This window comes from Larkinella humicola, assembly GCF_008727875.1.
Lineage (GTDB): Bacteria > Bacteroidota > Bacteroidia > Cytophagales > Spirosomataceae > Larkinella > Larkinella humicola.
On the sequence record NZ_VTWS01000009.1, the window covers coordinates 139,657 to 163,420 of the forward strand.

18 protein-coding genes are annotated in these 23,764 nt (G+C 52.1%); 10 read left to right on the plus strand and 8 right to left on the minus strand.

The window, feature by feature from the left end:
* Window positions 1-43 precede the first annotated feature (43 nt).
* The 5 genes from F0P93_RS27285 to F0P93_RS27305 all read left to right on the plus strand — a co-directional run bounded on the left by F0P93_RS27285 (window position 44) and on the right by F0P93_RS27305 (window position 4,445).
* Entirely contained in the window at window positions 44-1,507 is a 1,464-nt protein-coding gene (locus tag F0P93_RS27285) for a sulfatase family protein (protein WP_150880939.1), read from the plus strand.
* Window positions 1,508-1,527: 20 nt separating this feature from the next.
* On the plus strand, window positions 1,528-2,097 hold the full coding sequence (locus tag F0P93_RS27290; RefSeq protein ID WP_150880940.1) for a Crp/Fnr family transcriptional regulator: 570 nt from the start codon (window positions 1,528-1,530) through the stop codon (window positions 2,095-2,097).
* Between the two features lie 90 nt (window positions 2,098-2,187).
* On the plus strand, window positions 2,188-2,622 hold the full coding sequence (locus F0P93_RS27295; protein WP_150880941.1) for an ester cyclase: 435 nt from the start codon (window positions 2,188-2,190) through the stop codon (window positions 2,620-2,622).
* A gap of 22 nt (window positions 2,623-2,644) precedes the next feature.
* A complete protein-coding gene (locus tag F0P93_RS27300; RefSeq protein WP_150880942.1) occupies window positions 2,645-3,082 on the plus strand; it encodes a hypothetical protein in 438 nt (145 codons plus the stop codon).
* 199 nt (window positions 3,083-3,281) lie between these two features.
* Window positions 3,282-4,445: a sensor histidine kinase gene (locus F0P93_RS27305; RefSeq protein ID WP_150880943.1), complete on the plus strand. Its 1,164-nt coding sequence runs from the start codon at window positions 3,282-3,284 to the stop codon at window positions 4,443-4,445.
* An 11-nt stretch (window positions 4,446-4,456) separates the two neighbouring features.
* On the opposite strand, the gene F0P93_RS27310 is transcribed toward F0P93_RS27305, so the two are convergent.
* The 4 genes from F0P93_RS27310 to F0P93_RS27325 form a co-directional block, all read right to left on the minus strand.
* Entirely contained in the window at window positions 4,457-5,290 is an 834-nt protein-coding gene (locus F0P93_RS27310; protein WP_150880944.1) for a hypothetical protein, read from the minus strand.
* A gap of 197 nt (window positions 5,291-5,487) precedes the next feature.
* Entirely contained in the window at window positions 5,488-7,113 is a 1,626-nt protein-coding gene (locus F0P93_RS27315) for an acyl-CoA carboxylase subunit beta (protein ID WP_150880945.1), read from the minus strand.
* Between the two features lie 149 nt (window positions 7,114-7,262).
* The gene (locus F0P93_RS27320; protein WP_150880946.1) at window positions 7,263-8,249 is read right to left on the minus strand and encodes an MlaD family protein; all 987 of its coding nucleotides are present in this window, start codon (window positions 8,247-8,249) and stop codon (window positions 7,263-7,265) included.
* Window positions 8,250-8,466: 217 nt separating this feature from the next.
* The gene (locus F0P93_RS27325) at window positions 8,467-9,237 is read right to left on the minus strand and encodes an N-acetylmuramoyl-L-alanine amidase family protein (protein WP_150881065.1); all 771 of its coding nucleotides are present in this window, start codon (window positions 9,235-9,237) and stop codon (window positions 8,467-8,469) included.
* A 251-nt stretch (window positions 9,238-9,488) separates the two neighbouring features.
* On the opposite strand from F0P93_RS27325, the gene F0P93_RS27330 reads away from it, so the two are divergent.
* Window positions 9,489-12,395 (plus strand): putative LPS assembly protein LptD, encoded by a 2,907-nt coding sequence (locus tag F0P93_RS27330; RefSeq protein ID WP_150880947.1) that lies wholly within the window; start codon window positions 9,489-9,491, stop codon window positions 12,393-12,395.
* A gap of 85 nt (window positions 12,396-12,480) precedes the next feature.
* On the opposite strand, the gene F0P93_RS27335 is transcribed toward F0P93_RS27330, so the two are convergent.
* Window positions 12,481-12,939 carry a DUF1573 domain-containing protein gene (locus F0P93_RS27335; RefSeq protein ID WP_150880948.1) on the minus strand — a complete coding sequence of 153 codons (459 nt, stop codon included), beginning with the start codon at window positions 12,937-12,939 and terminating at the stop codon, window positions 12,481-12,483.
* A gap of 305 nt (window positions 12,940-13,244) precedes the next feature.
* On the opposite strand from F0P93_RS27335, the gene F0P93_RS27340 reads away from it, so the two are divergent.
* From F0P93_RS27340 to nuoK, 4 genes are all read left to right on the plus strand, one after another.
* Window positions 13,245-15,668 carry an alpha-ketoacid dehydrogenase subunit alpha/beta gene (locus tag F0P93_RS27340; protein WP_191908934.1) on the plus strand — a complete coding sequence of 808 codons (2,424 nt, stop codon included), beginning with the start codon at window positions 13,245-13,247 and terminating at the stop codon, window positions 15,666-15,668.
* 75 nt (window positions 15,669-15,743) lie between these two features.
* Entirely contained in the window at window positions 15,744-17,162 is a 1,419-nt protein-coding gene (locus F0P93_RS27345; RefSeq protein ID WP_150880949.1) for a 4Fe-4S binding protein, read from the plus strand.
* A gap of 24 nt (window positions 17,163-17,186) precedes the next feature.
* Complete coding sequence (locus F0P93_RS27350; protein WP_150880950.1) at window positions 17,187-17,711, plus strand: NADH-quinone oxidoreductase subunit J family protein; 525 nt, start codon at window positions 17,187-17,189, stop codon at window positions 17,709-17,711.
* A 7-nt stretch (window positions 17,712-17,718) separates the two neighbouring features.
* A complete protein-coding gene (gene nuoK, locus F0P93_RS27355) occupies window positions 17,719-18,027 on the plus strand; it encodes an NADH-quinone oxidoreductase subunit NuoK (protein WP_114408283.1) in 309 nt (102 codons plus the stop codon).
* A gap of 74 nt (window positions 18,028-18,101) precedes the next feature.
* Here nuoK and F0P93_RS27360 read toward each other — a convergent pair whose 3' ends face one another.
* From F0P93_RS27360 to F0P93_RS27370, 3 genes are all read right to left on the minus strand, one after another.
* A complete protein-coding gene (locus F0P93_RS27360; protein WP_150880951.1) occupies window positions 18,102-18,761 on the minus strand; it encodes a hypothetical protein in 660 nt (219 codons plus the stop codon).
* Window positions 18,762-18,944: 183 nt separating this feature from the next.
* Window positions 18,945-19,478, minus strand: coding sequence for a hypothetical protein (locus F0P93_RS27365; RefSeq protein ID WP_225309667.1), 534 nt, complete (start codon window positions 19,476-19,478; stop codon window positions 18,945-18,947).
* Window positions 19,479-19,659: 181 nt separating this feature from the next.
* Window positions 19,660-23,523 (minus strand): eIF2A-related protein, encoded by a 3,864-nt coding sequence (locus F0P93_RS27370; protein ID WP_150880952.1) that lies wholly within the window; start codon window positions 23,521-23,523, stop codon window positions 19,660-19,662.
* Window positions 23,524-23,764 lie beyond the last annotated feature (241 nt).

The following is a 23,764-nucleotide window of genomic DNA, read 5'->3' on the forward strand; positions in this document are numbered from 1 at the left end:
ATTTGCCCCGTAAATCCCCTATTTTTACGGTAAAAAGTGAACGATGGTACGACTCCTGTTCGCCCTGACGCTGCTTTTGCTGGTAGCGATTACCGCTTTTCGGCCCCGCAGCCACCGCAAAGATTCCCGACCCAACATCGTTGTGATTGTGGCCGACGATCACGGACGCGAAGCCGTGGGTTGTTACGGCAATCCGGTGATCAAAACGCCCCACATCGACCGGCTAGCTGCCGAAGGCACCCGGTTTACCAATGCCTTTTGCACCACGGCCAGTTGCAGCCCGAGCCGGTCGGTGTTGCTGACGGGACTTCACAACCACGCCAACGGCATGTACGGTCTGGAGCATCGGGAACACCATTTTAGTTCCTTCGACACGGTCCGAACGCTGCCGGTGTTGCTCGATAAAGCCGGGTATCGAACCGCCCGGATCGGCAAATTTCACGTCGCTCCCGAACGAACCTATCATTTTCAGCAGGTGCTGCAGGGCGGTGGCGTCAACGATCCGGCGTCGATTGGCCGCAGCCCGGTTTCGATGGCCGATTTGTGTTATTCGCTCTTCTCCGAACCCTCCGAAAAGCCGTTTTTTCTCTACTTTGCCACCGACGATCCGCACCGGAGCAATGCCGTGTCGGCGGGTGGTTTGCCGGTTTTTACGAGTGATCAAGCCAATCGGTTTGGCAACCGGCCGGGCGGTTATCCGCAGGTTCACGACGTGTTTTACCAACCTTTTCAGGTTCAGGTGCCGCCTTATCTGCCGGATACGCGGGCGGCCCGGATGGAGCTGGCCCAATACTACGAGTCGATCAGCCGACTGGATCAGGGGGTAGAACGCTTGGTGGCGCTGTTGAAAGAAACCGGGCAGTATGACAACACGCTGATCGTGTATTTATCGGACAATGGTGCACCGTTTCCCGGATCAAAAACGACGTTATATGAACCGGGAATGAAACTGCCGCTCATCGTCAGACTGCCGAAACCGCAAAAACCGGGATTTGTGCAGGATGCGATGGTTTCGTGGGTCGATCTAACACCCACTTTGCTGGATTTTGCGGGTGCGTTGTCAGACACGATTTACAGCCAGGGCCGGAGTTTCAAATCGATTGTGGAACAGGAAAAGGTAACGGGCTGGGACGAAGTGTATGCGTCGCATTCGCTGCATGAGGTGACGATGTATTACCCAATGCGGGTGCTGCGCGAACGACGCTACAAGCTGATTTTCAACCTGGCTCATGCGCTGCCTTTTCCGATGGCGCTCGATCTGTATCATTCGTTTACGTGGCAGGATGTTCGCAAAACCGGTCGTACTTTGTACGGAAAACGGACTGTGACCGCCTATCTGAATCGCCCGCGGTTCGAGTTGTATGACCTGCAAACCGATCCTGACGAAGTCCGCAATCTGGCCAATGACCCCAAACACCGGGCGACCTTGAAACGGATGCAGGAAAAGCTCAAACGGTTTCAGCAGCAGACGAAGGATTTGTGGGTGAGTAAATGGGAGTTTGAGTGATTCCATTCAACCAGAAACCCATGACACACCGTAGCCTCGAAGCGGGCATTCAATCGATTGCGGAACTCTCGCGGGACGCGTCCGATTTATTGATCTGCTCTACCCGGCAAAAACCGCTGGCAAAAGGTCAGGTTCTGTTGCCGGAAGGCCAGGTTTGCAAAACGATCTGGTACGTTGAAAAAGGGTATCTACGAACGTTTTACAACAAAGACGGCAAAGAAATCAACACCCGGTTTTCGTTCGAAAACGAATTTGTGACGGATTTGAAAAGCCTGCGTTCGGGGGCTCCTTCGGCCTGCTGGATTCAGGCGGGTGAAGCCACCGTCGTTTGGGAGTTTGCGAAGGTAACCCTGCTGGATTTATACCGCCAGTCGGCCGAGATCGAATCGTTTGGACGGAATTTGCTGGAGCAGATGCTGGTCGATCAGGAAGACCACGCCAATCTTTTCCGAATCCACTCTCCCACCGAACGATACGCCTACGTGGTTCGTCATTTTCCGCAGTTGCTGCAACGGGTTTCGCTGTCGCAGCTTTCCTCCTATTTGGGCATGGCCAGGGAAACGGTCAGCCGAATCCGCAAAAACCGGTAAGGCGTTTCATTTTGTGATTTTCGTCACAGGTTGATCGAAGAAAATAGGGCGAATTTTGCTGCCGTTTCACGCTTTAACGACCAAAACCACATGGATACTCCAGCCAATACCCGCACGATTGTTGCTCATTTTATCGAAAACATCTGGAATAAAAACCGCTTTGAAACGCTCGATGATTATCTTCATCCGGAATTTATCGATCACTCATTGCCGGCGTCGTTCCCGGCCAACCAGCAGGGACTGAAGCAATGGATTCTGACCACCAGCGCGGCATTCGAACACCAAACCGGCATTGAAGAGCAGGCAACCGAAGGCGATACCTGCCTGATCAAATTCACCATGCAGGTGCGCCAGATCGGCGTCTGGCGCGGCATCGAACCCGTTGGGGCAGAAGCTTCCGTGGTGGGCTATCGGTGTTTTAAAGTAACCGATGGAAAAATCCGTGAACATTGGGCCTTACTCGACGGAAACTCGCTGGAAAATCAATTAAAAAACAGCACCCACGGCTGCAAAATCCAGGTGTGAATGCTGGAAACCGACGTCTGCCATGTACAAAGAAACACAACACTTTCGTCAACCCTGGCTCTGGGTGCTGCTGCTCGGCAGCCTGGCCCTGGTCATTTATCGCGGGCAACCCATTCATGTGGGCATCATGGCGGGTGTGCTGAGCTTGTTCTGGTTCTTGCGGCTGGAAACCCGGATCGATCAGGAAGGAATTGCCTACCGATGGTTTCCGTTTCAGCCAACCTACCGCGTAATCAAATGGAATCAGATGGAACAGGTTACCGTCCGCAGGTATTCGGCTCTCGGCGAATTTGGGGGCTGGGGCATTCGTTTTTCCTGGAACGGAACCGCCCATACGGTTTCCGGTAATTGGGGCATCGCGATAAAACAGAAAGGAAAAAAACGGACGCTACTGGTCGGAACCCAGCACCCGGATGAGGTCCGTCAACGAATCGGGAACGAGCAGCTGGTTGGTAATTAACCCGTTGCCCTAACCGCAACGTGATTCATCAGCGAAAAAAGTAGGGGTTCTTTGGGAAATTAAGCTGACTTTCCAGTAAGTTTAGAACAAAATCCCCCATTTTTAGTAGTGGTTCAGGGGCCGGGCAGGTGTTCTATTCAGTAGGCTCTACCGGGCAACTGGCAGACGCCGAACCCGCGCTGTTGGCCCGTTTTGCACGATGCAGCAAGTATTTGATTTTTTCCAACGGCTCGCCGATACCAGCGACTGGCCGCCCCGCTGGAATTGCGGGACCTGGACCGATTTTCACGGCTGGCTGTATATTCTATCCGACCTGACCATCTGGCTGGCGTACATGGCAATTCCCCTCATTCTGATTCGCTTTATCTTCATCAAAAAAGGAGTACCCCTGGCCGGTGTTTTCTGGCTTTTTGGTGCCTTTATCCTGTTTTGTGGCCTGACCCACCTGATTGATGCCGCCATGTTCTGGATTCCGGCCTACCGCATCAACGCCCTGATCCGTTTTCTGACGGCGGTGGTGTCGGTGGCAACGGTCGTTGCCCTGATCCGGTATTTCAACGAAGCAGTTGGGCTGCGCACATCGAAAGAATATGACCGCGAACTGTCCTACCGCCAACTGGCCATGCAGGAACTGACGCGCTCCAATCAGGAGTTGCAGCAGTTTGCCTACATCGCGTCGCACGATCTGCAATCGCCCCTGAAAACGATCGCCAACTACCTGTCGCTGCTCGAAAGCAAACACGGCGATCAGCTCGACCCGGATGCCCGGCGGCTCGTTGGGGTGTCGACGGCTGCGGCTGAGCGCATGCGCAACCTGATCAACGATCTGCTGGATTTCTCGCGCGTTGGCAGTGATGTTGCGCTCCAGCATGTCGATCTGCAGGAACTGGTCAATGAAATTCTGGAGGAACAGCAAGCCGAAATTCAGGCCACGGGGGCCGTGGTGGATCTGGGCACCCTGCCCACAATTATGGGGCATCGCACCGACCTGAAACAGTTGTTTCAAAACCTGCTATCCAACGCTCTCAAATACCGCCGACCCGACGTGGCTCCCCGGGTTAGCATTCAGGTGACGGATGAGGGCAACCAGTATCGCTTTGCCATCCGCGACAATGGCATCGGCATCGACCGCCAGTATTTCGAGCGGGTGTTTCAGATTTTCCAGCGGCTTCACGGGCGCAATCAGTATTCCGGTACCGGCATCGGGCTCGCTACCTGCAAAAAAGTGATCGACATTTACGGGGGACAAATCTGGATCGACAGCACCGTAGGCCAGGGAACGACGTTCTATTTTACGATTCCGAAAGTGATCAAAATGCTTCACCACTATGTCCAGACCGATTCCCTGCAGTCGCTGAACTGACGCGTTGTCTCTTACTCGTAGTGGTAATAAACCGTACTGGCCGGAAATGGCTTCGTCGTTGTCATCTGCTGGGTTTTGTGCGTCGGATAGCCCTGTTGGTTATACTGATACGTTAGGGTCAAAACCGAGATAACCGACTGATCCTCCGCCCGTTTAACGGTAATTTTTCCCGGATTGTTGACCATCGTCCGCTCCTGGGGTAGATAAGGGTATAGAACAAGCGGACAATGCGGATTTTTCTGGTCGTCATAGGCTTCATACGAAACCGTTTCCCAGGCCTTAAAAGACGAATTACCCGGTTTTCTGATAAACGATTGGGTCTGCGTCACGTTTCCCCGACGATCGTATTCATACCGGTATTTGATAAACGTAGCGGTTTCAAAGGTGTCGTTATCGGTATCGTGAATCTGATCGAGCAGTTCGACCAGCCGGCCTTCCGCGCCAAAAAGGTAAAAATGCGAAACCACCAGCCGGTTTCGATGATCGTATTCTTCGGTTTTGTCGAGCAATTTCCCTTCGTAATAAAACTTCACCGACAGGCTTCCATTGCTGATGATGCGACTCAGGCGGTTTTCAGCGTCGTATTCCAGGTCTGCATTCAGGATCGCTACTGTGCTGTCAGTATACGCCCAGTTCGATTGAAATTTGGCTAAAAGACCGGCAGAGTTGTAGTGATATTGCTGAAAGTTCTTTTCGCCCGCCGTGATTTTTTGCAGTCGAAGAGCGGTCGGCTCCGGTTCCTGCGAAAGCGTGGACTTGGGCGAACAGGCACTCAGGTTCATCAAAACGAGGAAACCCAATAGCAAAAACCACGGGCGGTTTTTCTGCAAAGCGGAAGTGATCATGGCTGGTGGTGGAGCGTTACGATGACAGCGCGCTCCGCTTACTGACCGGCGGAGTGGCTGATAAAACGCTGCAAACTAGCATCAGGAGCGTGCTTTCCCAGACGGTTTTGTCATCAACGGCTGATTCGGCCCCCTGAAGCCGCAGAAAAAGAGACTGAATGGGGCAACGGAGGCAATGAAATCCGGTGGAGAGCGCCCTACGTCTGAATGATCCCCACATTAAACGCCTTCGTGATCGGCGCGTGGTTAGCGGCTTCGATGCCCATCGAAAGCCAGGTGCGGGTGTCGAGCGGATCGATCACGGCATCGACCCAGAGCCGCGAAGCCGCGAAGTAGGGCGAAAGCTGTTCGTTATACTGATTCGTAATTTTTTGCAGCAATTCCTGTTCCTTTTCCGGTGTGATGGTTTCGCCTTTGGCTTTGAGCGATGCCACCTGGATTTGCAACAGCGTTTTGGCCGCCGACGCCCCGCTCATCACCGCCATCTGCGCCGTAGGCCAGGCCACAATCAGCCGTGGATCGTAGGCTTTGCCGCACATGGCGTAGTTGCCCGCGCCGTAGGAATTGCCCACAATGACCGTAAATTTCGGCACCACCGAGTTGGCCATCGCGTTGACCATCTTGGCACCGTCTTTGATAATACCGCCCTGCTCCGAACGACTCCCGACCATAAAACCGGTGACGTCCTGCAAAAACACCAGCGGTATTTTTTTCTGGTTGCAGTTCATGATAAACCGCGCGGCTTTGTCGGCCGAGTCGGAATAAATCACCCCGCCCATCTGCATTTCGCCCGGCCCGGAAGCGCCACCCGCGCCCGTCCGGCCTTTTGCCTTCACGACTTTCCGCTGGTTGGCCACAATGCCGACCGCCCAGCCGTTGATCCGCGCGTAGCCGCAAAGGATGGTTTGTCCATACAGTTCCTTGTATTCATCAAATTCGGACTTGTCTACCAGCCGCGCAATCACTTCGCGCATGTCGTACGGTTTGACGCGATCGACCGGAATCAGGCCATACAGTTCCTGCGGATTTTTGGCGGGCAAAACCGGTTCCGTGTAGCTAAAACCGGCTTTTTCGGGTTCCCCTAGTTTATCAAAACTGCGCCGGATGGCGTCCAGACAACTTTTTTCGTCGGGGTATTTGTTATCCGTTACCCCCGAAATCTCGCTGTGGGTGCTGGCTCCGCCGAGGGTTTCGGCATCGACGTCCTCGCCCACCGACGCCTTGACCAGATAGGGACCGGCCAGGAAAATCGATCCGGTGCCTTCCACAATCAGGGCTTCGTCCGACATGATCGGCAGATACGCTCCGCCGGCCACACAACTGCCCATAATGGCCGCAATCTGGACAATGCCCATCGCCGACATCTGGGCGTTGTTGCGAAAAATCCGGCCGAAATGTTCTTTATCAGCAAAAACTTCGTCCTGAAGCGGCAGATAAACGCCCGCACTATCGACCAGGTAAATGATCGGCAGGCGGTTTTCCATCGCTATTTCCTGCGCCCGGAGGTTCTTTTTGGCTGTAATCGGAAACCAGGCCCCGGCTTTCACCGTCGCGTCATTCGCCACAATGACGCACTGCCTTCCCGATACGTAGCCCAGACCGACCACCACGCCCCCCGACGGGCAACCACCGTGATCGGCGTACATCCCATCCCCGACAAATAGCCCGATTTCAATGAAAGAAGAATCCGGATCGATCAGATAAGCAATGCGCTCGCGGGCGGTGAGTTTACCCTTCCGGTGCTGGTCTTCAATTTTTTTCGGGCCACCACCGAGTTGGGTTTGGGTAGACTTGCGGTTTAATTCTTCCAGAAGCGGAGTCATCGTCGTCAGGCGGTTAAACACCTGTAAGGTTTTTTTAACCTTGCAGGTGTCGCTTTTTACCGTTTTCTAGCTCAGGTCTGTGATGCAACCTTTGCCGCTTTTTTCTACATAAGGCTAACACCTGTCAGGTAAAAAAAACCTGACAGGTGTTACTTTGTCGAATCCGAAAGTGGCACCACGATGGTGGCGCTCTGCGCCGGTGTGGTAACCGCCTTTTCCTTCTTGCCAAACAGCGAAAAATGCACGTACCGCTTCGGATGCTCGCGGAAATCGGTCAGCAATTTATCCAGACTGGCGGTGGCGTTGTTAACGTTTTTATACAGTGCCTCGTCGCCCTTCAGCTTGCCCAGCGTGCCTTTGCCGCTGTTGATGTCGGCCAGCATTTGTTGCAAAGTTCCGATGGATTGATTGGCGCTGGCCAGTGTCTGGCTCAGTTTCAGGGCATTGAGCGAATCAGCAAAGGTGCTGGCTTTCGACAGCAGCGGTTTAATTTCTTTCTCGGTTTCGGCCAGCGACGCCGACAAAGCGCCGAGGTTGGTCATCAGTCGCTTGATGCCTTCGCGGTTTTCGCCGATGGTGAGTTGCAGGGTTCCGGTGGTTGCTTCCACGCCTTCCAGCGTCCGGGTCAACACCAGGCCGGTGCGATCGAACTGCTTGACGATCCGGTTCAGGTTGATGGTCAGCGAATCGACGGTATTCAAAACCGGCAGCGTTTTCTCTTTGATCAAGGCCGTTAGTCCCGCTTCTTTCCCACTCACCAGCGTATCACCTTTGGCCAGTTCACCCGCCGACCGATTGATTTGCAGAATGATGAGCTTGCCGCCCAATACGCCGGCATCGGCCAGAATGGCTTTGGAGCCTTTGCCCACCAGAATCCGTTTGTCGATGTCCAGCGTAACCAGCAAGCGGTTACCCTGCTGCTGCAGAATATCGATCCGATCCACCCGCCCGACATTCAGGCCGTTGAGCTGCACCGGGTTTGAGGGTGTCAGCCCATCCACGTTATCATAAACGACTACGTATTTATTCGATCGGGAAAAGATATCGGCACCTTTGAGGTAATTAAATCCGAAATAAAGCATCGCCAATGCTACCACTGCCAGGATGCCCACCTTTGCTTCTTTTGAAATTTTCATGCGGAGTGTGAATGGATGAATGGTTTGATGGCTAGAGGATTACACATGGTTTGATGGTTAAATTGTTAAAATGGCTGGATGATTGGTGACCCGTCCTGATCTGGCACTTCAACATTCAACCCTTCGTAACCCTGAAAACCATTTTTAGCCATCCGACCATTCTTAGTCATATAGCCATTCAACAATAAAAACCGCTGCGAAGTTAACAACAACTTGCTTACTCTACTGCATCTACTTCGTCTTTATACGCCTTGAAGGCCCGGAAAATGGCATTTGCCAAGGCATCCTGCCCCTCTTCCGAAGCTAAATACCGTTCTTCGTCGGGATTGGTGATGTAACCGGTTTCAACCAGCACACTGGGCATGGTGGTTCGCCACAGCACCAGGAAACCCGCCTGCTTGACGCCCCGGCTGGGTCGCTCGGCATTTTTCTTGAAACTCCACTCCACTTTCTGGGCAAAATCGACGCTGCTGTTCATGAAGGCATGCTGGTAGTTGGCCAGCATGATGTGGGCCAATGGCGAGTCCGGATCAAAGCCCTGGTAGTTTTCCTTGTAATTGCTTTCTTTCAAAATAACCGCGTTCTCGCGTTTGGCCACATCCAGATTCCCGTTGGTTTTGTGCAGCCCCATGGTGTAGGTTTCCGTGCCGTTGACGCGACTGGACGATGGGCTGGCATTGACGTGGATCGAGATGAACAGGTCGGCTTTGTTGCGGTTGGCGATGGCCGAGCGCTCGTTCAGTTCGATGAACACATCCGTTGAGCGGGTATAAATCACTTTGACGCCCGGCAGTTCTTCTTTGATGCGCCGACCCAGTTCCAGCGCAATTTTCAACACAATCCGCGATTCGCGGTTGCGCTTGGTCATGGTGCCGGGGTCTTTGCCCCCGTGGCCGGGATCGAGAACGACCGTTCGCAGTCGACCGGGCCGGATCTCTGCCTGCTGTTGCTCCTGTTTTGGATTATCCTGCGGTAAAACCGGGATCATTCCGGGCAAGGCCAGCAGACACAGAACGGCGATCACCAAACAACAAGCAGGCAAGAGGGTCCGGGCAGGCGTTTTTGGGACCGTCCGGAATACTTTAATAATTTTTAACAGGTTTAACCGTTTCAAGGCAGTATTGGAATGAAGTTAGCGACTAACTTTGTAAACCGGAGTAGGCCGGAACCCTTTTGGCCGTTCGACCGGACGGGCTGACAGCGGAAGCCAGCGCTGGATTGTGAGCAAATATAATTTTTTTGATAAAACTGAAAAATCCATACTTTATTATCCGGAATCTGGTTTGTTGCCTGATCGCCCTCTTTCCACTGGTGGTTCACGGTCAGCAACAACCGGCGCGTCGTACCGTTCCGGCTTTTAACCCGCGCTCGGCAACTCCTTCTTCAGCCACCGTAACCGGCAATTCGGTGGTGGTCGATACGACGCGCGGAACGGTGAGTCGCCCGGATTCGGTCGATAGCGGCAGTAATTTACAAACAACCGTCAACTATTCAGCCAAAGATTCCACGCTCTTTGATGCAACGGGCCAGATTGTCGAACTTTTCGGCGATGCCAAGGTCGATTACGGAGATATTCACTTGACGGCCGCCTACATCAAGCTGAACTGGACCACCAACGAGGTGTTTGCCAAAGGCCGCTACGATTCAACCGCCAAGAAAATGGTCGGTCTGCCTATTTTTCAGGACGGGAGCGGCCGCTACGATACACAGGAAATCCGCTTCAATTTCAAAACCAAAAAAGGCTTTATCAAGGGCGTTATTACGGCTCAGGGCGAAGGCAATGTTCGGGGAAAAACCGTCAAAAAAGACGCTGAAGACAATTTATACATCCGAAATGCCATTTACACGACCTGTAACCTGACCACCCCCCACTTTCACATCAACGCCAGCAAGATCAAGGTTGTTCACAATAAACAGCTCATCTCCGGGCCTTTCAACTTAGTTATTAACGACATTCCCACCCCTTTAGCGCTTCCGTTTGGCTTTTTCCCGATTCCCAAGAAAAACGAAATCGGCACCTCGGGGCTGATTTTTCCCCAATACGGCGAGGAACCCAACGGACGCGGTTTTTACCTCCGCGATGGCGGCTATTACTTCGCCATCAGCCAGTACATCAGCATGAGCCTTCGGGGGCAGATTTACTCCAACGGTAGCTGGGGGCTTGGCCTTTCGTCGGAATACCTGAAACGCTACCGCTTTGGCGGCAACTTCGCCCTTTCCTACGCCCGCAACCGGACCACATCGCTCGTCGATACAGCCACGAAGCCGCGCAACGACTTCAGCATCATCTGGTCGCACTCGCCCCGGCCCCGTGGCAACTCGCAGTTTTCGGCCAACGTCAACGTCAGCAGCAACAGCTACAACCAGTTGAACACCTCGCTGACGTCGGGCCGTTACGTTTCCAATGCGGCCAACTCCGGCGTCAACTACAGCCACAAGTTTGGGCAGTATGTGACCAGTTCGGCCAACATCAACGTCAGCCAGAACTTCGGGAAATACAATCCGGTTACCAACCTGCGCGAAAGCGGTCAAACGAACATTTCGTCGGGCTTTAACCTCGGCGTGGCCCAGATTGCCCCCTTTGCCCTCAAAGGCGGTACCGGGCGATGGTTCGAAAGTTTCCGGCTGGGGATGGATTTCAATGCCCAGGCCACCGTCAACAACACCCTCCGAACCGTGGATATTACCAACCTGGGCTTCCCGGTGGTGACGTCACTAACGATTCGGGGGGATACCTTGCAACGGCTGCGGGACAGCCTGGCGGCCGTGGCGAATCAGGAGATTTATACCAACTCCAACCTGATTCCGATGACCGTCGAAAACCTGCCGACCATCCTGAAAAACGCCCAGGTGCAGAGCCGGTATTCGATTCCGATTTCGTTACCCAACTTCAAGCTGGCCCGCTATCTCAACTTTACGCCGGGGGTGTCGCTGAGCGGTGATGTTTACACCAAAAGCCTGCGATATACCTACTTGCCGGATCGTAAAGCCGTGAAGGTGGATACTGCAAGTGGTATTTCGGCGACGTATTTCCTGTCTTTCAGTGCCTCGATGAACACCCGCGCCTATGGTACCTTTTTCATACGGGCGGGGCGGCTGGAAGCCATCAGGCACACCATTGCGCCTTCGATTTCGTTCAGCTACACGCCGGATTTGTCCAGCGCCTTTACGACCACCCTAACGCAGTTCCGCGATCCGTACGATACCACGAAAGTACTCAAGATTTCGCGCTATCGGGGGTTGGGCGGTACGGCAGGGGCGTCCAGCTTTACAGGCCGGGCGGCATCCATCAGCTACAGCATTGTTAACCAGTTGGAGATGAAAGTCCGGGCACGGAGCGATTCCGCCAAGGAGGAATTTGAGAAAGTGTCGCTCTTCGACAACATCAGTTTGTCGGGATCCTACAACCCCTACGCTCCGCAGTTCAAGTTTTCGCAGGTGAATTTCAGTGCCAATACGCAGATTCTGAAGAAAGTCAGTTTCAACTTCTCGGCGGTTTTCGACCCGTACGCGTTTTCTGACACGGTCAGTACTCCAACCGGTGTTTATTACGTGCCGGACCAATCAACACTTTACCAAACGGGTCCGTATGTCAACAACTTCCGGATCAATAAAATCGACAAACTGGCGATCACCCAGGGGCAGGGGCTGGCGCATTTGCAGAATCTGAACTTCTATCTGAGCACGCAGTTTGCCCCCAAGGACTCGAAAAAACCGAAGGTGGCGCCCAATGCCAAGACGCCTACCGACGCGGCTGAACTGCGGCACATGAACCGGAATCCGGAAGATTACGTCGATTTCAACATTCCCTGGACCGTCAACCTCAGCTACACGTTCAGCCTCACGAAGTTCACACCCATCGAAAGCCAGATTCTGCAAACACTGCAGGTAACGGGCGATTTAAGTCTGACGCCCAAATGGAAGGTTTCTCTCCAGACCGGTTTCGACTTTTCGGCCAAAGCCCCTTCGCTGACCACGATCACGCTGCACCGCGACCTGCACTGCTGGGACATGAACTTCAGCTACACGCCGTTTTCCGGCAACCGGTATCGGTCCAATTTCTACTCGTTCGATCTCCGTGTGAAGTCGGCGATTCTCCAGGATTTGAAACTCAGCCGTCGCCGGGGTACCTCGATCAACTACTAGGAAAACCGACTTATAAAAGCCAAAAAAGGCATCCTGCAAATGCAGGATGCCTTTTTTGGCAGTACCGAATGGCCTTCGTTTGCTATTAGCGGGAAGTCTTCGAAGCTTTTTTCTTGCTTTTTTCAGCGGCAGGCGCAGCAGCCGGTGTGGCGGCAGCGGTAGAAGCACCTTCTTTGGCGGTTACTTCACCCGTCAGGTTCAGGGGAATCGATGCCCGTTCGGCATTGCTCACCACGGTCACGTTCTTGTTAAATGAACCCATCGAAGCCGCATTGTACGTGGCTTTCACAAATCCTTTCTGACCGGGCAAAACGGCGCTCTTGGTCCAGTCAGGCGTTGTACAACCACAGGAAGGTTGGGCGTTCGAGATCACCACGGGGTCAGTACCGGTGTTGGTAAACTCAAACGTGTAGGTAACGGGCGTACCCTGGGGAACCTTGCCGAAGTCATGCGACTCTTTGGTGAATTTAATAACGCCTTTCTGAGCGAAAGCAATGGTCGTAATGGCAAAAAATACCACGATTAGTGAAAAAGCCTTTTTCATTTCTTTTTAAAATTTAGTTACAAACAAACGGGTAAACAACGTTACAATCCTAGGTATATACTACAAAAGGTTTGCCAAATAAAAGTTTGCCAGGCAAATTACGGCATATGTTCGCTTAACAAAGAAAGTCAAAAAATCGTTTTTTTGAAAGCTGCCAAACTTTATATTATTTTTACTCCGATCGCCGGAGTTACTTTGTTTGTTCAATGATCATCCGTTTTGGGTATCCGCCTGAAAACCACCAACAAACCCTTGAACAGGCAATTAATCGAGCTAACTGGAACCTCTAAAACTGTGGCCGTTCTGTGATTGCAAACGAACAATTGAATACGACCGATACGCTGACACAGGAAAAAATCCTGCAAGATTATCGACTGGCTTGTGAAAGCCGCCACGCCAGCCTGCTGGGCCGACGCGAGGTGATGGGTGGACGAGCCAAATTCGGCATCTTCGGCGACGGCAAGGAAATTGCCCAGCTTGCAGCCGCTCATGCTTTCAAAGCCGGTGACTTCCGTTCCGGTTACTACCGGGACCAAACCTTCGTGACGGCACTCGGCGAACTCCGGTGGACCGAATTCTTCGCCCAGCTCTACGCCCACACCGACATCGAAGCCGACCCTAACTCGGCGGGCCGCCAGATGAACGGCCATTATGCCACCCGCTGGCTCGATGAAAAAGGTCTCTGGCGCAATCAAACCGAACTATACAATTCCGTTGGTGATATTGCCCCGACGGCAGGCCAGATTCCAAGATCAATTGGGCTGGCCTACGCATCGCGGCTGTATCGTCAGAATTCCCATCTACATCTTTTGACGACATTCTCCCGAAATGGTAACGAAATTATTTTCGGAACCATCGGAGATTCTTCGACTTCGCAGGGCATGTTCTTCGAAACGATGAATGCCGCCGGGGTTTTGCAGGTTCCCCTGCTAATGTCGGTCTGGGACGATGGCTACGGCATTTCCGTTCCGGTCGAATACCAGACCACCAAAGCCAGTATCTCCAAAGCCCTGGCCGGTTTTCAACGAACTGATACCGAGAAAGGCATCGAAATTCTCACTGTGAAAGGCTGGGACTATCCGGCCCTGGTGGAAACTTACCAGAAAGCCGCCCGCATTTGCCGGGAAGAACACGTTCCAGTGCTGGTTCATGTTCAGGAAGTTACTCAACCACAAGGTCATTCCACGTCCGGTTCGCACGAACGCTATAAAACCGCCGAACGCCTGGAATGGGAACGCCAGCACGATTGCAACCGGCAGTTTCGCCAGTGGATTCTCGAAAACGGATACGCCAGTCACGACGAGCTGGATGCCATCGAGCGCGAAGCCACCCGGGTCACCAAAGCCGCCCGCCAGGAAGCCTGGAATGCCTATTTAGCCTCCTTAAAAGGTGATTTTGACGAGGCTATGCTGCTGCTGCAACAGGCCGCCGAAACCGCCCGGCAGGGCGAACCCATTGCCCAAATCCGCGACCAGTTGCGCACCACCCACGTGCCGATCCGGCGGGATGCAACGGCAGCAGTGAAACGGGCCTTGCGGTTTTTGCGAACCGACGATTCAGAAGCCAAACAGGGCTTGTTGGCCTGGCTGGAACGCACCACCGCCGAAAATGAAGAACGCTATAGCTCCCATTTATACAGTCAGTCGCCGGATTCCCCGCTGAACGTGACCCCGGTAGAAGCCCGTTATACGGATGAAAGTCCGCTGATCGACGGCTACCAGTTGATGCAACGGTATTTCGACAGCCTCTTCGGCCGCGACCCGCGCGTGGTGGCCCTGGGCGAAGATGTCGGGCTAATCGGCGATGTAAACCAGGGATTTGCCGGTTTGCAGGAAAAATACGGCGAACTGCGCATCACCGACACCGGGATTCGCGAAACCAGCATCATCGGGCAGGGCATCGGCATGGCCATGCGGGGCTTGAAACCCATCGTTGAGATTCAGTATTTCGATTATATCTTTTACGCCCTGGCGACGCTCACTGATGACCTGGCCACGCTGCATTACCGCACCAAAGGTGGTCAGAAAGCGCCCCTGATCATTCGGACGCGCGGCCACCGGCTGGAAGGCATCTGGCATTCGGGCTCACCCATGAGCGCGATGGTCAATAGTTTGCGCGGTTTACACATTCTGGTGCCCCGCAACATGACCCAGGCCGCCGGTTTTTACAATACCCTCATCAAAGGCGACGATCCGGCCCTGGTGGTCGAATGCCTGAACGGCTACCGGCTGAAAGAACGGCTGCCGGAGAACCTGGACGAATTTTGCCTGCCGCTCGGCGTTCCCGAAATCCTGCGCGAGGGTTCCGACGTTACCATTGTGACCTACGGGTCGATGTGCCGGATTGTGCTGGAAGCCGCCGAGCAACTTCGCCAGTTCGACATTGACGTCGAAGTCATCGACGTGCAAACCCTGTTGCCGTTCGACCGGTCAAATGCCATCGTAGAGTCCATCAAAAAAACCAGTCGGGTGTTGTTTGCCGACGAAGATTTTCCGGGTGGCGGTTCGGCCTACATGATGCAGGAGGTGATCGAAAAACAAAATGCTTACCGCTATCTCGATTCGGCTCCCCGGACGCTGTCGGCCAAGGCGCACCGCCCGGCCTACGGTTCCGACGGCGATTATTTCTCCAAACCCAGTGCCGAAGACGTTTTTGATGTGGTGTATGAATTGATGAACGAAGCCGAACCGGCCCGTTTCCCGAAATTATATGGAGAGAAAAGAGGTTAGAAGAAAGAAGAAAGAGCAGATTGCTTAGCGCCAAAGTCTTTATTCTCTATTCTAACTTCTTTCTTCCAGCACGAAATGAGCCAGTATTTCAAAGATATACAGGAAGGCATCCAAACGACGCTGACGGGGCTGAAGCTCACGTTCCGGCATTTGCTGGATGCCCGCCAGAGCCGAAAACCGATCAATGTCCAGCAGAAGGATTATTTCGGGCAGGACACGGGCATTGTCACGCTGCAATACCCGTTTGAGACGCTTCAGGTGCCGGACAATGGCCGCTACCGGCTCCACAACGAAATGGAAGACTGCATCGTCTGTGATAAGTGCGTCAAAGTGTGCCCGGTCGATTGCATCACCATCGATGCGATTAAGGCCACGGAGGAAGTGGGAAAGGCGTCGGATGGCTCCCCGATTCGGCTGTATGCGGGCAAGTTCGACATCGACATGGCCAAATGTTGCTACTGCGGTCTTTGCACAACGGTTTGCCCGACCGAATGCCTGACGATGACGAAGACCTACGACTTCAGCGAGTTTGAGCTGGGCAACATGACCTACCATTATGCCAACCTGACGCCCGAACAGGCGGATGAAAAACGGCGGTTGTACGAACAGTTTGTGCTGGAGAAAGAAGCCATGAAGGCGCAGCAGGCCGCTGCCAAAGCCGCTCCGGCCCCTTCGCCGACGCTGGACACGCCGAAAAAACCGGTCTTCCGGCCCGGTATGAAACCCGCTCCCAAACCGGCCGAACCGCCTGCTGAGCCAACCGTCGCACCGGAACCGTCTATGGAAGCGGCTGAAACCACGCCGGTGGCAGAACCGCCAACGCCAAGACCACGTCCGGTTTTCCGGCCGACGCTGAAAACGCCTTCTCAACCGCCGAAGGAGGAGGCAAAACCGTTGACAGAACAAAATTCGGCGGGCTCGGTGGCTGAACACCCGCTCACGGATGTAACCCCGGACGAAGCGGAGAAAATTGCGATGGCAGGTCTGGAAAAACCAGCCGAAGAAGCCAAACCCGTCGCGGCAAAACCCGTTTTCCGGCCGACTTTAAAACCAAAAACCGCCCCGCCAGCCGAAGAAGTCAAACCGGTGGAAGCGGTTTCGTCGGAGCCAGCCACAACTGAAGAGCCGAAGCCGGTAGCCGCCAGGCCGGTTTTTCGACCGACCCTGAAACCGAAAACCGCCCCGACGGCTGCGGAATCAAAAACCGTTGAAGACCCCAAACCAACGGAACCCGCGAAGATTGACCAACCGGTCGCGGAAGAACAAAAACCCGTTGCCGCCAAACCGGCGTTCCGGCCAACCATGCGGCCGAAAACCGCGTCGGCTCCGCCTGTAGAAGATCCCAAACCGGCAGAGCCCGTTGCCGAACTACGACCACAACCGGAAGAACCAGAACCGCCCGTGGACGCGCAAAAACCGGACGGAGCACCAAAGCCCCGACCGGTTTTTCGGCCGACGCTGAAACCAAAACTACCGCCGAAAGACGAGTCCTAGTCATCAAGAAAATCAGCTAAATCAGTGGTTCAGATCGTTTTTTATTTATTCGTCCTCTTCACGCTCGGATCGGCCCTGGCGGTTTTACTGACCAAAAATGTGTTGTATGCCGCCTTTTTTCTGCTGCTGACGTTACTGGGCGTTGCGGGGCTGTTCGTGCTGGCCGGTGCCGATTTTCTGGCCGTTTCGCAAATCATGATTTACGTGGGCGGTGTGCTGGTACTGATCATTTTCGGGGTCATGCTGACGCACAAAACCGATACCGCCAAAACCGATTATACCGAACCGAACTTCATTCTGACCAAACACCGGAGCTGGCTGTGGGCCTTGCTGGTGGCGGGTGGTATTTTCAGCGTGTTGTACCGGGCGCTGGTGCGGGGAAATTTCGTCTTGCTGAATCAGGGCGAACCATCTTACCGGTCGACGGTCGGTACGATTGGTCGGCAGTTGATGACCGAATACCTCATTCCTTTCGAAATAGCGGGCGTCCTGCTGCTGGTGGCTCTGATTGGTGCCACGACCATTGCGGCTTCATCCCGAACTAAATAACGAACCGATGGAAATTAATTCCGGCCTGTTTCTGCTCGTAGGAGCCGCCTTATTCAGCATTGGGCTGGCGATTGTGATCCTGAAACGCCACGCGATTATGGTTCTGATGGGCATCGAACTGATGCTGAATGCGGTGAACCTGAACCTGATTGCGTTCAGTCAACACGACCCGGTTCGGTTGCAGGGGCAGCTCTTCAGCCTGTTTGTGATGATTGTCGCAGCCGCCGAAGCCGCCATCGCGCTGGCGATTATTTTGCAGGTATACCGCCATTTCAACACGGTTCAACTCGATGAGATGAATGAGTTGAAGAAATAACCGGTCGTATTTCGGCACCACGGATCATGCTGAAATCAAGGATGAACTGGCAATCAACCGGCTATACACCGGCGCTAATCCCGAAAATCTTTGTCGTAGGGCAGTTGTCTTGAAGCCTTCCGCATGATGGTTGTGACAATCGAACCCGTATCGCTTCCGAAGCCACGGGAAAGTGTTTTGTCATATTTCCAGAGAAGTTCACCGGTTTTTCCATCGTTAATGTTAATCATCATTTTGCCGGTGTTGGTAGCCCCACCGAAACCGCCCAACATCCCAAGGGCTATGGCTGCACCGTTTGACATAGGCTGGGTGCTTTCAAAGGTGCCGGAAATAATGCCATCGACGCCCAGCATTTTGGCTAATTCTTCGGGGGTAAAACCGCTTTGCGTTTCGTCAGTAACGCCGTTGCGTTGAAGCAGAGAGTTTGTGCGGTTCGGGTCTTGCACATCAATAAATAAGTCTCTTGATTCCTGGCGTTTCAGGAAGTACGAGTGCATGGCACTCTGCACCGCTAGCCCCTCCCGTTTTTCCAAAACAGCCACCCCGGCTGCGCCACCGTTTTTTTCGACTTCTTTGGGCCGCAGTTGTAGTTTCGTTCTGAAGGGCAAAATGGCCAGCACCTTATGATTCTGGGCAATATTCCTGAAATTGGCATTCGTGTAAATCTCCCGGGTCTGGGCCAGGCTGGTCAGGGCAATAAGCAGGCACCCGATGGTAAAAACAACTGATTTCATTGGAAATGATGAGTTTGGCTTTCTACTTGATTTGAATGGTTTTCTATCAGAGTGGTGTTGGCTACAGTACTCAATGGAGCGTATGCGCTCATGCCTGATTATTGGAGAAGTTTTAGGATTAATGGCGGTATTTTGAGTCGGTCTGAAGGCAGAAACACTTGCCTCCACCCTCAGACCAACGGTTTATTTTTTTGCAAAAACCTTCGTAATGTCTTGCTTATAGTACATCGTAGGAGATTGGCTGAAGAGGGTATAGGTGAGCGTCAGATTGCCACCCGATAGACTACCACCCAGGTTCTGCAGATAAAATTGCCCCTGGCTGTTATCAGGGAACGTTTGCGGTATGCCAGTCGCAATATTTTTGTTATCAGCCTGAAAACCTGAACCACTAACCGTAGCGGTGAGACTGCCATTGGGCGCGAAATCAGCCAGCGTTAAGGTATTTCCTGATTTACTAATGGTAATTTTAAGACCATTACCGGCCTGCGCATTGGTCTCAGTCCATGTACCCACATACTGGTCAAGTGGGTCAGGCTCGTCTTTACTACAAGATGAAAACAGCAGGATGGTGGTGAAAACCACCAGCAGAGTACGGATTGAATGAATGGAGAACAGGTTCATAGAAAGTGAATTAAAAAAGGTGTAAACGTTAAAAGGTGATTTTGGATGGAACGTGTCTGTGCCCAACCACAGAGCGGAAATGACTTGTTTTTGCATGGGACTTGATGAGATCGTTAGTTGCTTCAAACGGATATTCCGGGAATGAGGCAGGATGTAACACCCTTTCCGGATTTTTTTTGATTTCCTTTTACCTCCGTTTTCCGCTAAAAACAGAAACGGATTGCACGCCTGTGCAATCCGTTTCAACGGGTATACGATAACCCGATAGCCGAGGATCTTATGGTTTCACGAACTCCTTCGCTTTAGCCAACACTGCCTGCACCAGATCGGTCAGCTTGCTTTTGGTTCCGGTTACAACAAAATCTCCTACTGACACTGAGCCCTTTTTTACTTTACACGATACGGATAAGGCTTCACCCTGTAGCGTATAAAGACCATTCAGGGTATAGGCCCCCGGATAGTCTTTCGCTTCCATCGTCAGCATAGGCGCATCGCTTCCCCGCGTGGCGATGAAATCATTTAAAGCACTTTCGACCTTGCTTTTCAGATCAAGTACATCGTCGATTTCGGTAACTTCCTGAAAATTTTTGACCAGTAACACGGGCTTGGGTTCGGCAATGTGAATCTTAGCTTTTACTGATTCGGTGACTTTGCCAATGTCGAAACTCCCTTCCGTAGCTTGCCCCGGAACGGAACCTCCCAAATGACTGCCCTTTCCATAAAACGGTTTTTGAATACCACCAACGCCTTTAGCCAGAATGGGAACCTGGTTTTCCACATGCGTAAACCAGGTGGCTACATCTAAAAATTCCTCTCCGTCACGCCGTAGCGCTGCGCCTTTTATGCCCTGTAGCAGGGCATAGGTAACTAATCCTTGCCCATATAGGTTGGCTTCGTAGCTTACGGCATCGGCAGCCGAACCGGCCAGTACGTACAGCCCCATTCGTTCCTGCAACCGGTCCAGCGCCCGAATTTGACTACCGGGAACATCGCGGGCCGCCAGAATTTTTTCGGCTCCTTTCCCGGCCGAACAGACATCCAGAATCAACACTTTTTTCTTGGCTGGTATTTTCCGGAGGTAACCAATAAGTTCCTGACTCGATAGCGCGTATTCCTGACGAATGGCGGGGTCGTTCAGATAGCTCACATCGGCTGATTTGGCTCCGGCCAGGAGAAAATACAAATCCCCATCCTGTCCACCATAATTGACGGCATGACCAGAGAGGTGTAACACGAAAACATCCTCAGCCTTCGTCTGTTGAGCCTCTACCAATGCCTTCACAATGGCGGCTTTGGTAGACTGGGCAAGGCCGCCGGGTTTGGTGACCAGCAATTGTACAGTCACATTGGCCGGACCGAATAGCTCACTGGCAGCCAGCGTAAGCCCGTTGGCGATTTGCTCGGCATCGGAATGGGCAAAATGAAGCCCAATGTTGGATGTTCCGACGGCCACGGCCCGAAAGCGTACGGTTTTGCGATCAACGGATGACGGTGTTTTCTCAGGCACACCACCACGGGCAGTGATGGACGGTTTATAGCTGATTTCTACCGGGCTGCTGCGGAGCCAGCCTTCCCCATTTTGCGCCACCACTCGGATACTATTTTGCGCATCTGTATAGAAATGATTCGTGAAGGAAGCCAGTGGCAACTCAAGCGAGAGCGTATTCTGGTTGCTATCTCCCTTGGGGTCCCGGCGTAAATCCTCCACTATTTCTGCGCCGTTAATAAAAACGGAGACCGGGCCAATACCGCCTTTTCGATTGTTAAGTTGAACAATCAGTTTGTCGCTCTGAATCGAAAGCTTGATAACCGGAGGCAGGGTGACGTTCTCAAAGGCAGGTACCTGACGGAGCGGCTCGTTTCTAGATCCCATCAGAATGGGCAGCAGACCCGGCTGATAATAACGTTGTTTGAGTTGATCCAGGTCAATGACTTTCCAAGGCTCATCGCGGTCGGTGGGGTCGTTTACCACGTAATACATCTGTTTCATGGCCTCTGGTGACGCATCGAACAGGCCGGAGGGGGTGGTTACGACCCAATTGGTAGAATCAACGGCAATGAGGGTTGCGATTTCTTTACCGGTACTTGTATTCCAGGCTTTTATTGTCTTGTCCCACGAACTTGATAGTATCATTTGTCCGTCATGTAAGAAGCTGACTTGCCTAACCCTATCAGTATGCCCCTTGATTATCCTTTTTTCTTTTGTAGTAATGTCCCATACTATAATTTGATTGTCATCAGATCCTGAAACAATATACTGACCATCGGGCGAAAAGACGACCGAGTTGACGGTTCCTGTATGCCCTTCAAATTGATAGATTTGCTGCTTACTGACTGCGTCCCATAATCGTACAGTCTTGTCCCAGGAGCCTGAAACGATGTACTTGTTATTGGGGGAAAAAGCAGCAGACTCAACGGCACCAGTATGCCCCTTAAATTGGTGGAGTTGTTGCCCACTGCGTATGTCCCATAACCGGATGGTCTTATCCCAGCCCGTCGAAATAATAGATACACTATCAGAGGAAAAGGCAATAGAATTAACTTTTCCCTCATGCCCTTTAAGCTCACGGATGAGTTGGCCACTCACAATGTCCCATTGCTGCAAATTGCCTCCACTTTTTACGATTCCCTCTCCCGAAAAAATGTAACGATTGTCCGGAGAAAAGCCAATAGAACTAATACTAAAATCACTGTTGCCTACCGAAAATCTATGAATTACTTTTCCTGTTGAAGCATCATGAAGTCTGAAAGTATTATTCCATGTTCTTTTGGATAAAATATACTTCTCATTAGGCGACAAAGCGATCCCAGTCATCCATCTTAGATCATCCTCATATCCCAAACAGCGAAAATCCTGGCTATTGGTAAAGCTCCATCGTTGCAGAGGCTCAAGATAAGAACTCAATATAATGTAATCGCCATTAGGCGCTAAAGCAAATCTGGGTTCCTTACGAGACATTTTTTGATGAAAACTCCGGGTAACTAGCCCTGTTTGGGTATTCCATAATTTTATATCATCATTCGAACACGAAAGAATATGGCTATCATCGGACGAAAAAGCAACCGAGCAAACGTGCTCTCTAAGCCCCAAAAATTGTCGGATTTCTTGCCCACTGCCTGCGTCCCATAACCGTACAGTCTCATCGTGAGAGCCTGAGGAGATAATATATTTATTATCAGAGGAAAAGGCGACCGAGTTGACTGACTTGAGATGTCCCTTAAATTGTCGGATTTCTTGCCCATTACTGGCGTCCCATAACCGGATGGTCTTATCCCCAGATCCTGAAATAATATAGCGACTATCAGAGGAAAAAGCGACCGAGTTGACTGCGTCTGTGTGGCCTTCAAACCGACGAATTTCCTCACCAGTAGCCACATTCCATAACCGTATTGTTTTGTCTTGGTTAGTTTCACAGTTTGAATCACTACATCCTGCTCCTGAAAGGGCATACTGGCCATCTGGTGAAATATCGACAGATCTAACATAGGAGCCCCCCTCACCAGTATGCCCCTTAAACTTACGAACTAGCTTGCCAGTACTGGTTTTCCACAGTCTTAACGTGTTGTCCCAAGAGCCTGATAAAATATAGTCCCCATCTTGAGAGAAAACTAAAGATGAAACGTAAGACATTCTCCCTTTTCCTGGGTATTTACCTATTTTCTTATAAAGACGATTGCTTTCTCGGTTCGTAAATCCTTTGTCGTCTCTAAACCTACGTATTTCCCGACCTGTCGTTATATCCCATAGGATGATATTGTTATCGTGCAGGCTTCCGCCGGAAACGATGTAGTGACCGTCGGGGGAAAAGGCAACTGTTGTTACGTCATCCGTGTGCCCTTCAAATCGATGTATTTCACGGCCCGTCTCAACTTCCCATAGACGCACCGTTTTATCTCCCGATCCTGATATCGCATATTTTCCATTTGGTGAAATGGCTATAGATTTAATACTGCTTGTATGCCCAACCGGCACCACCAGCTCCGGCTTCTGGGCATAGGCAAAAGGAGCCAGAAATAGATGCAAAAGAAGTGTGGTAAAAAGTAAATGATTCATAGCTGTCGGGCTCAGGTATTGGCAACGGGTTTGCGAAAAGAACAGCCTGGCGGTGATTCGCAAATACAGAAATAGCGTTCGATTCATAGTTGAAAGTAAGCCCTACAAGTAGTCAAAAATCAGATTAAATGATTTAAAAAACCTGGCTCCAATTAGCATAGAGCCAGGCACAAATTGAAGGGCGTGGAGGAACCGGAAATCTTGGCCTAAGCTTGTTACAATTGATTATTCACGTAGACTAAGGAATTGTAACAGCTTTATCGAAAAAAATGAGAGATTTTAGGAGGAGGCAGATCTGAGACTGCTCACTGAACGGTGTTGCAGGTGA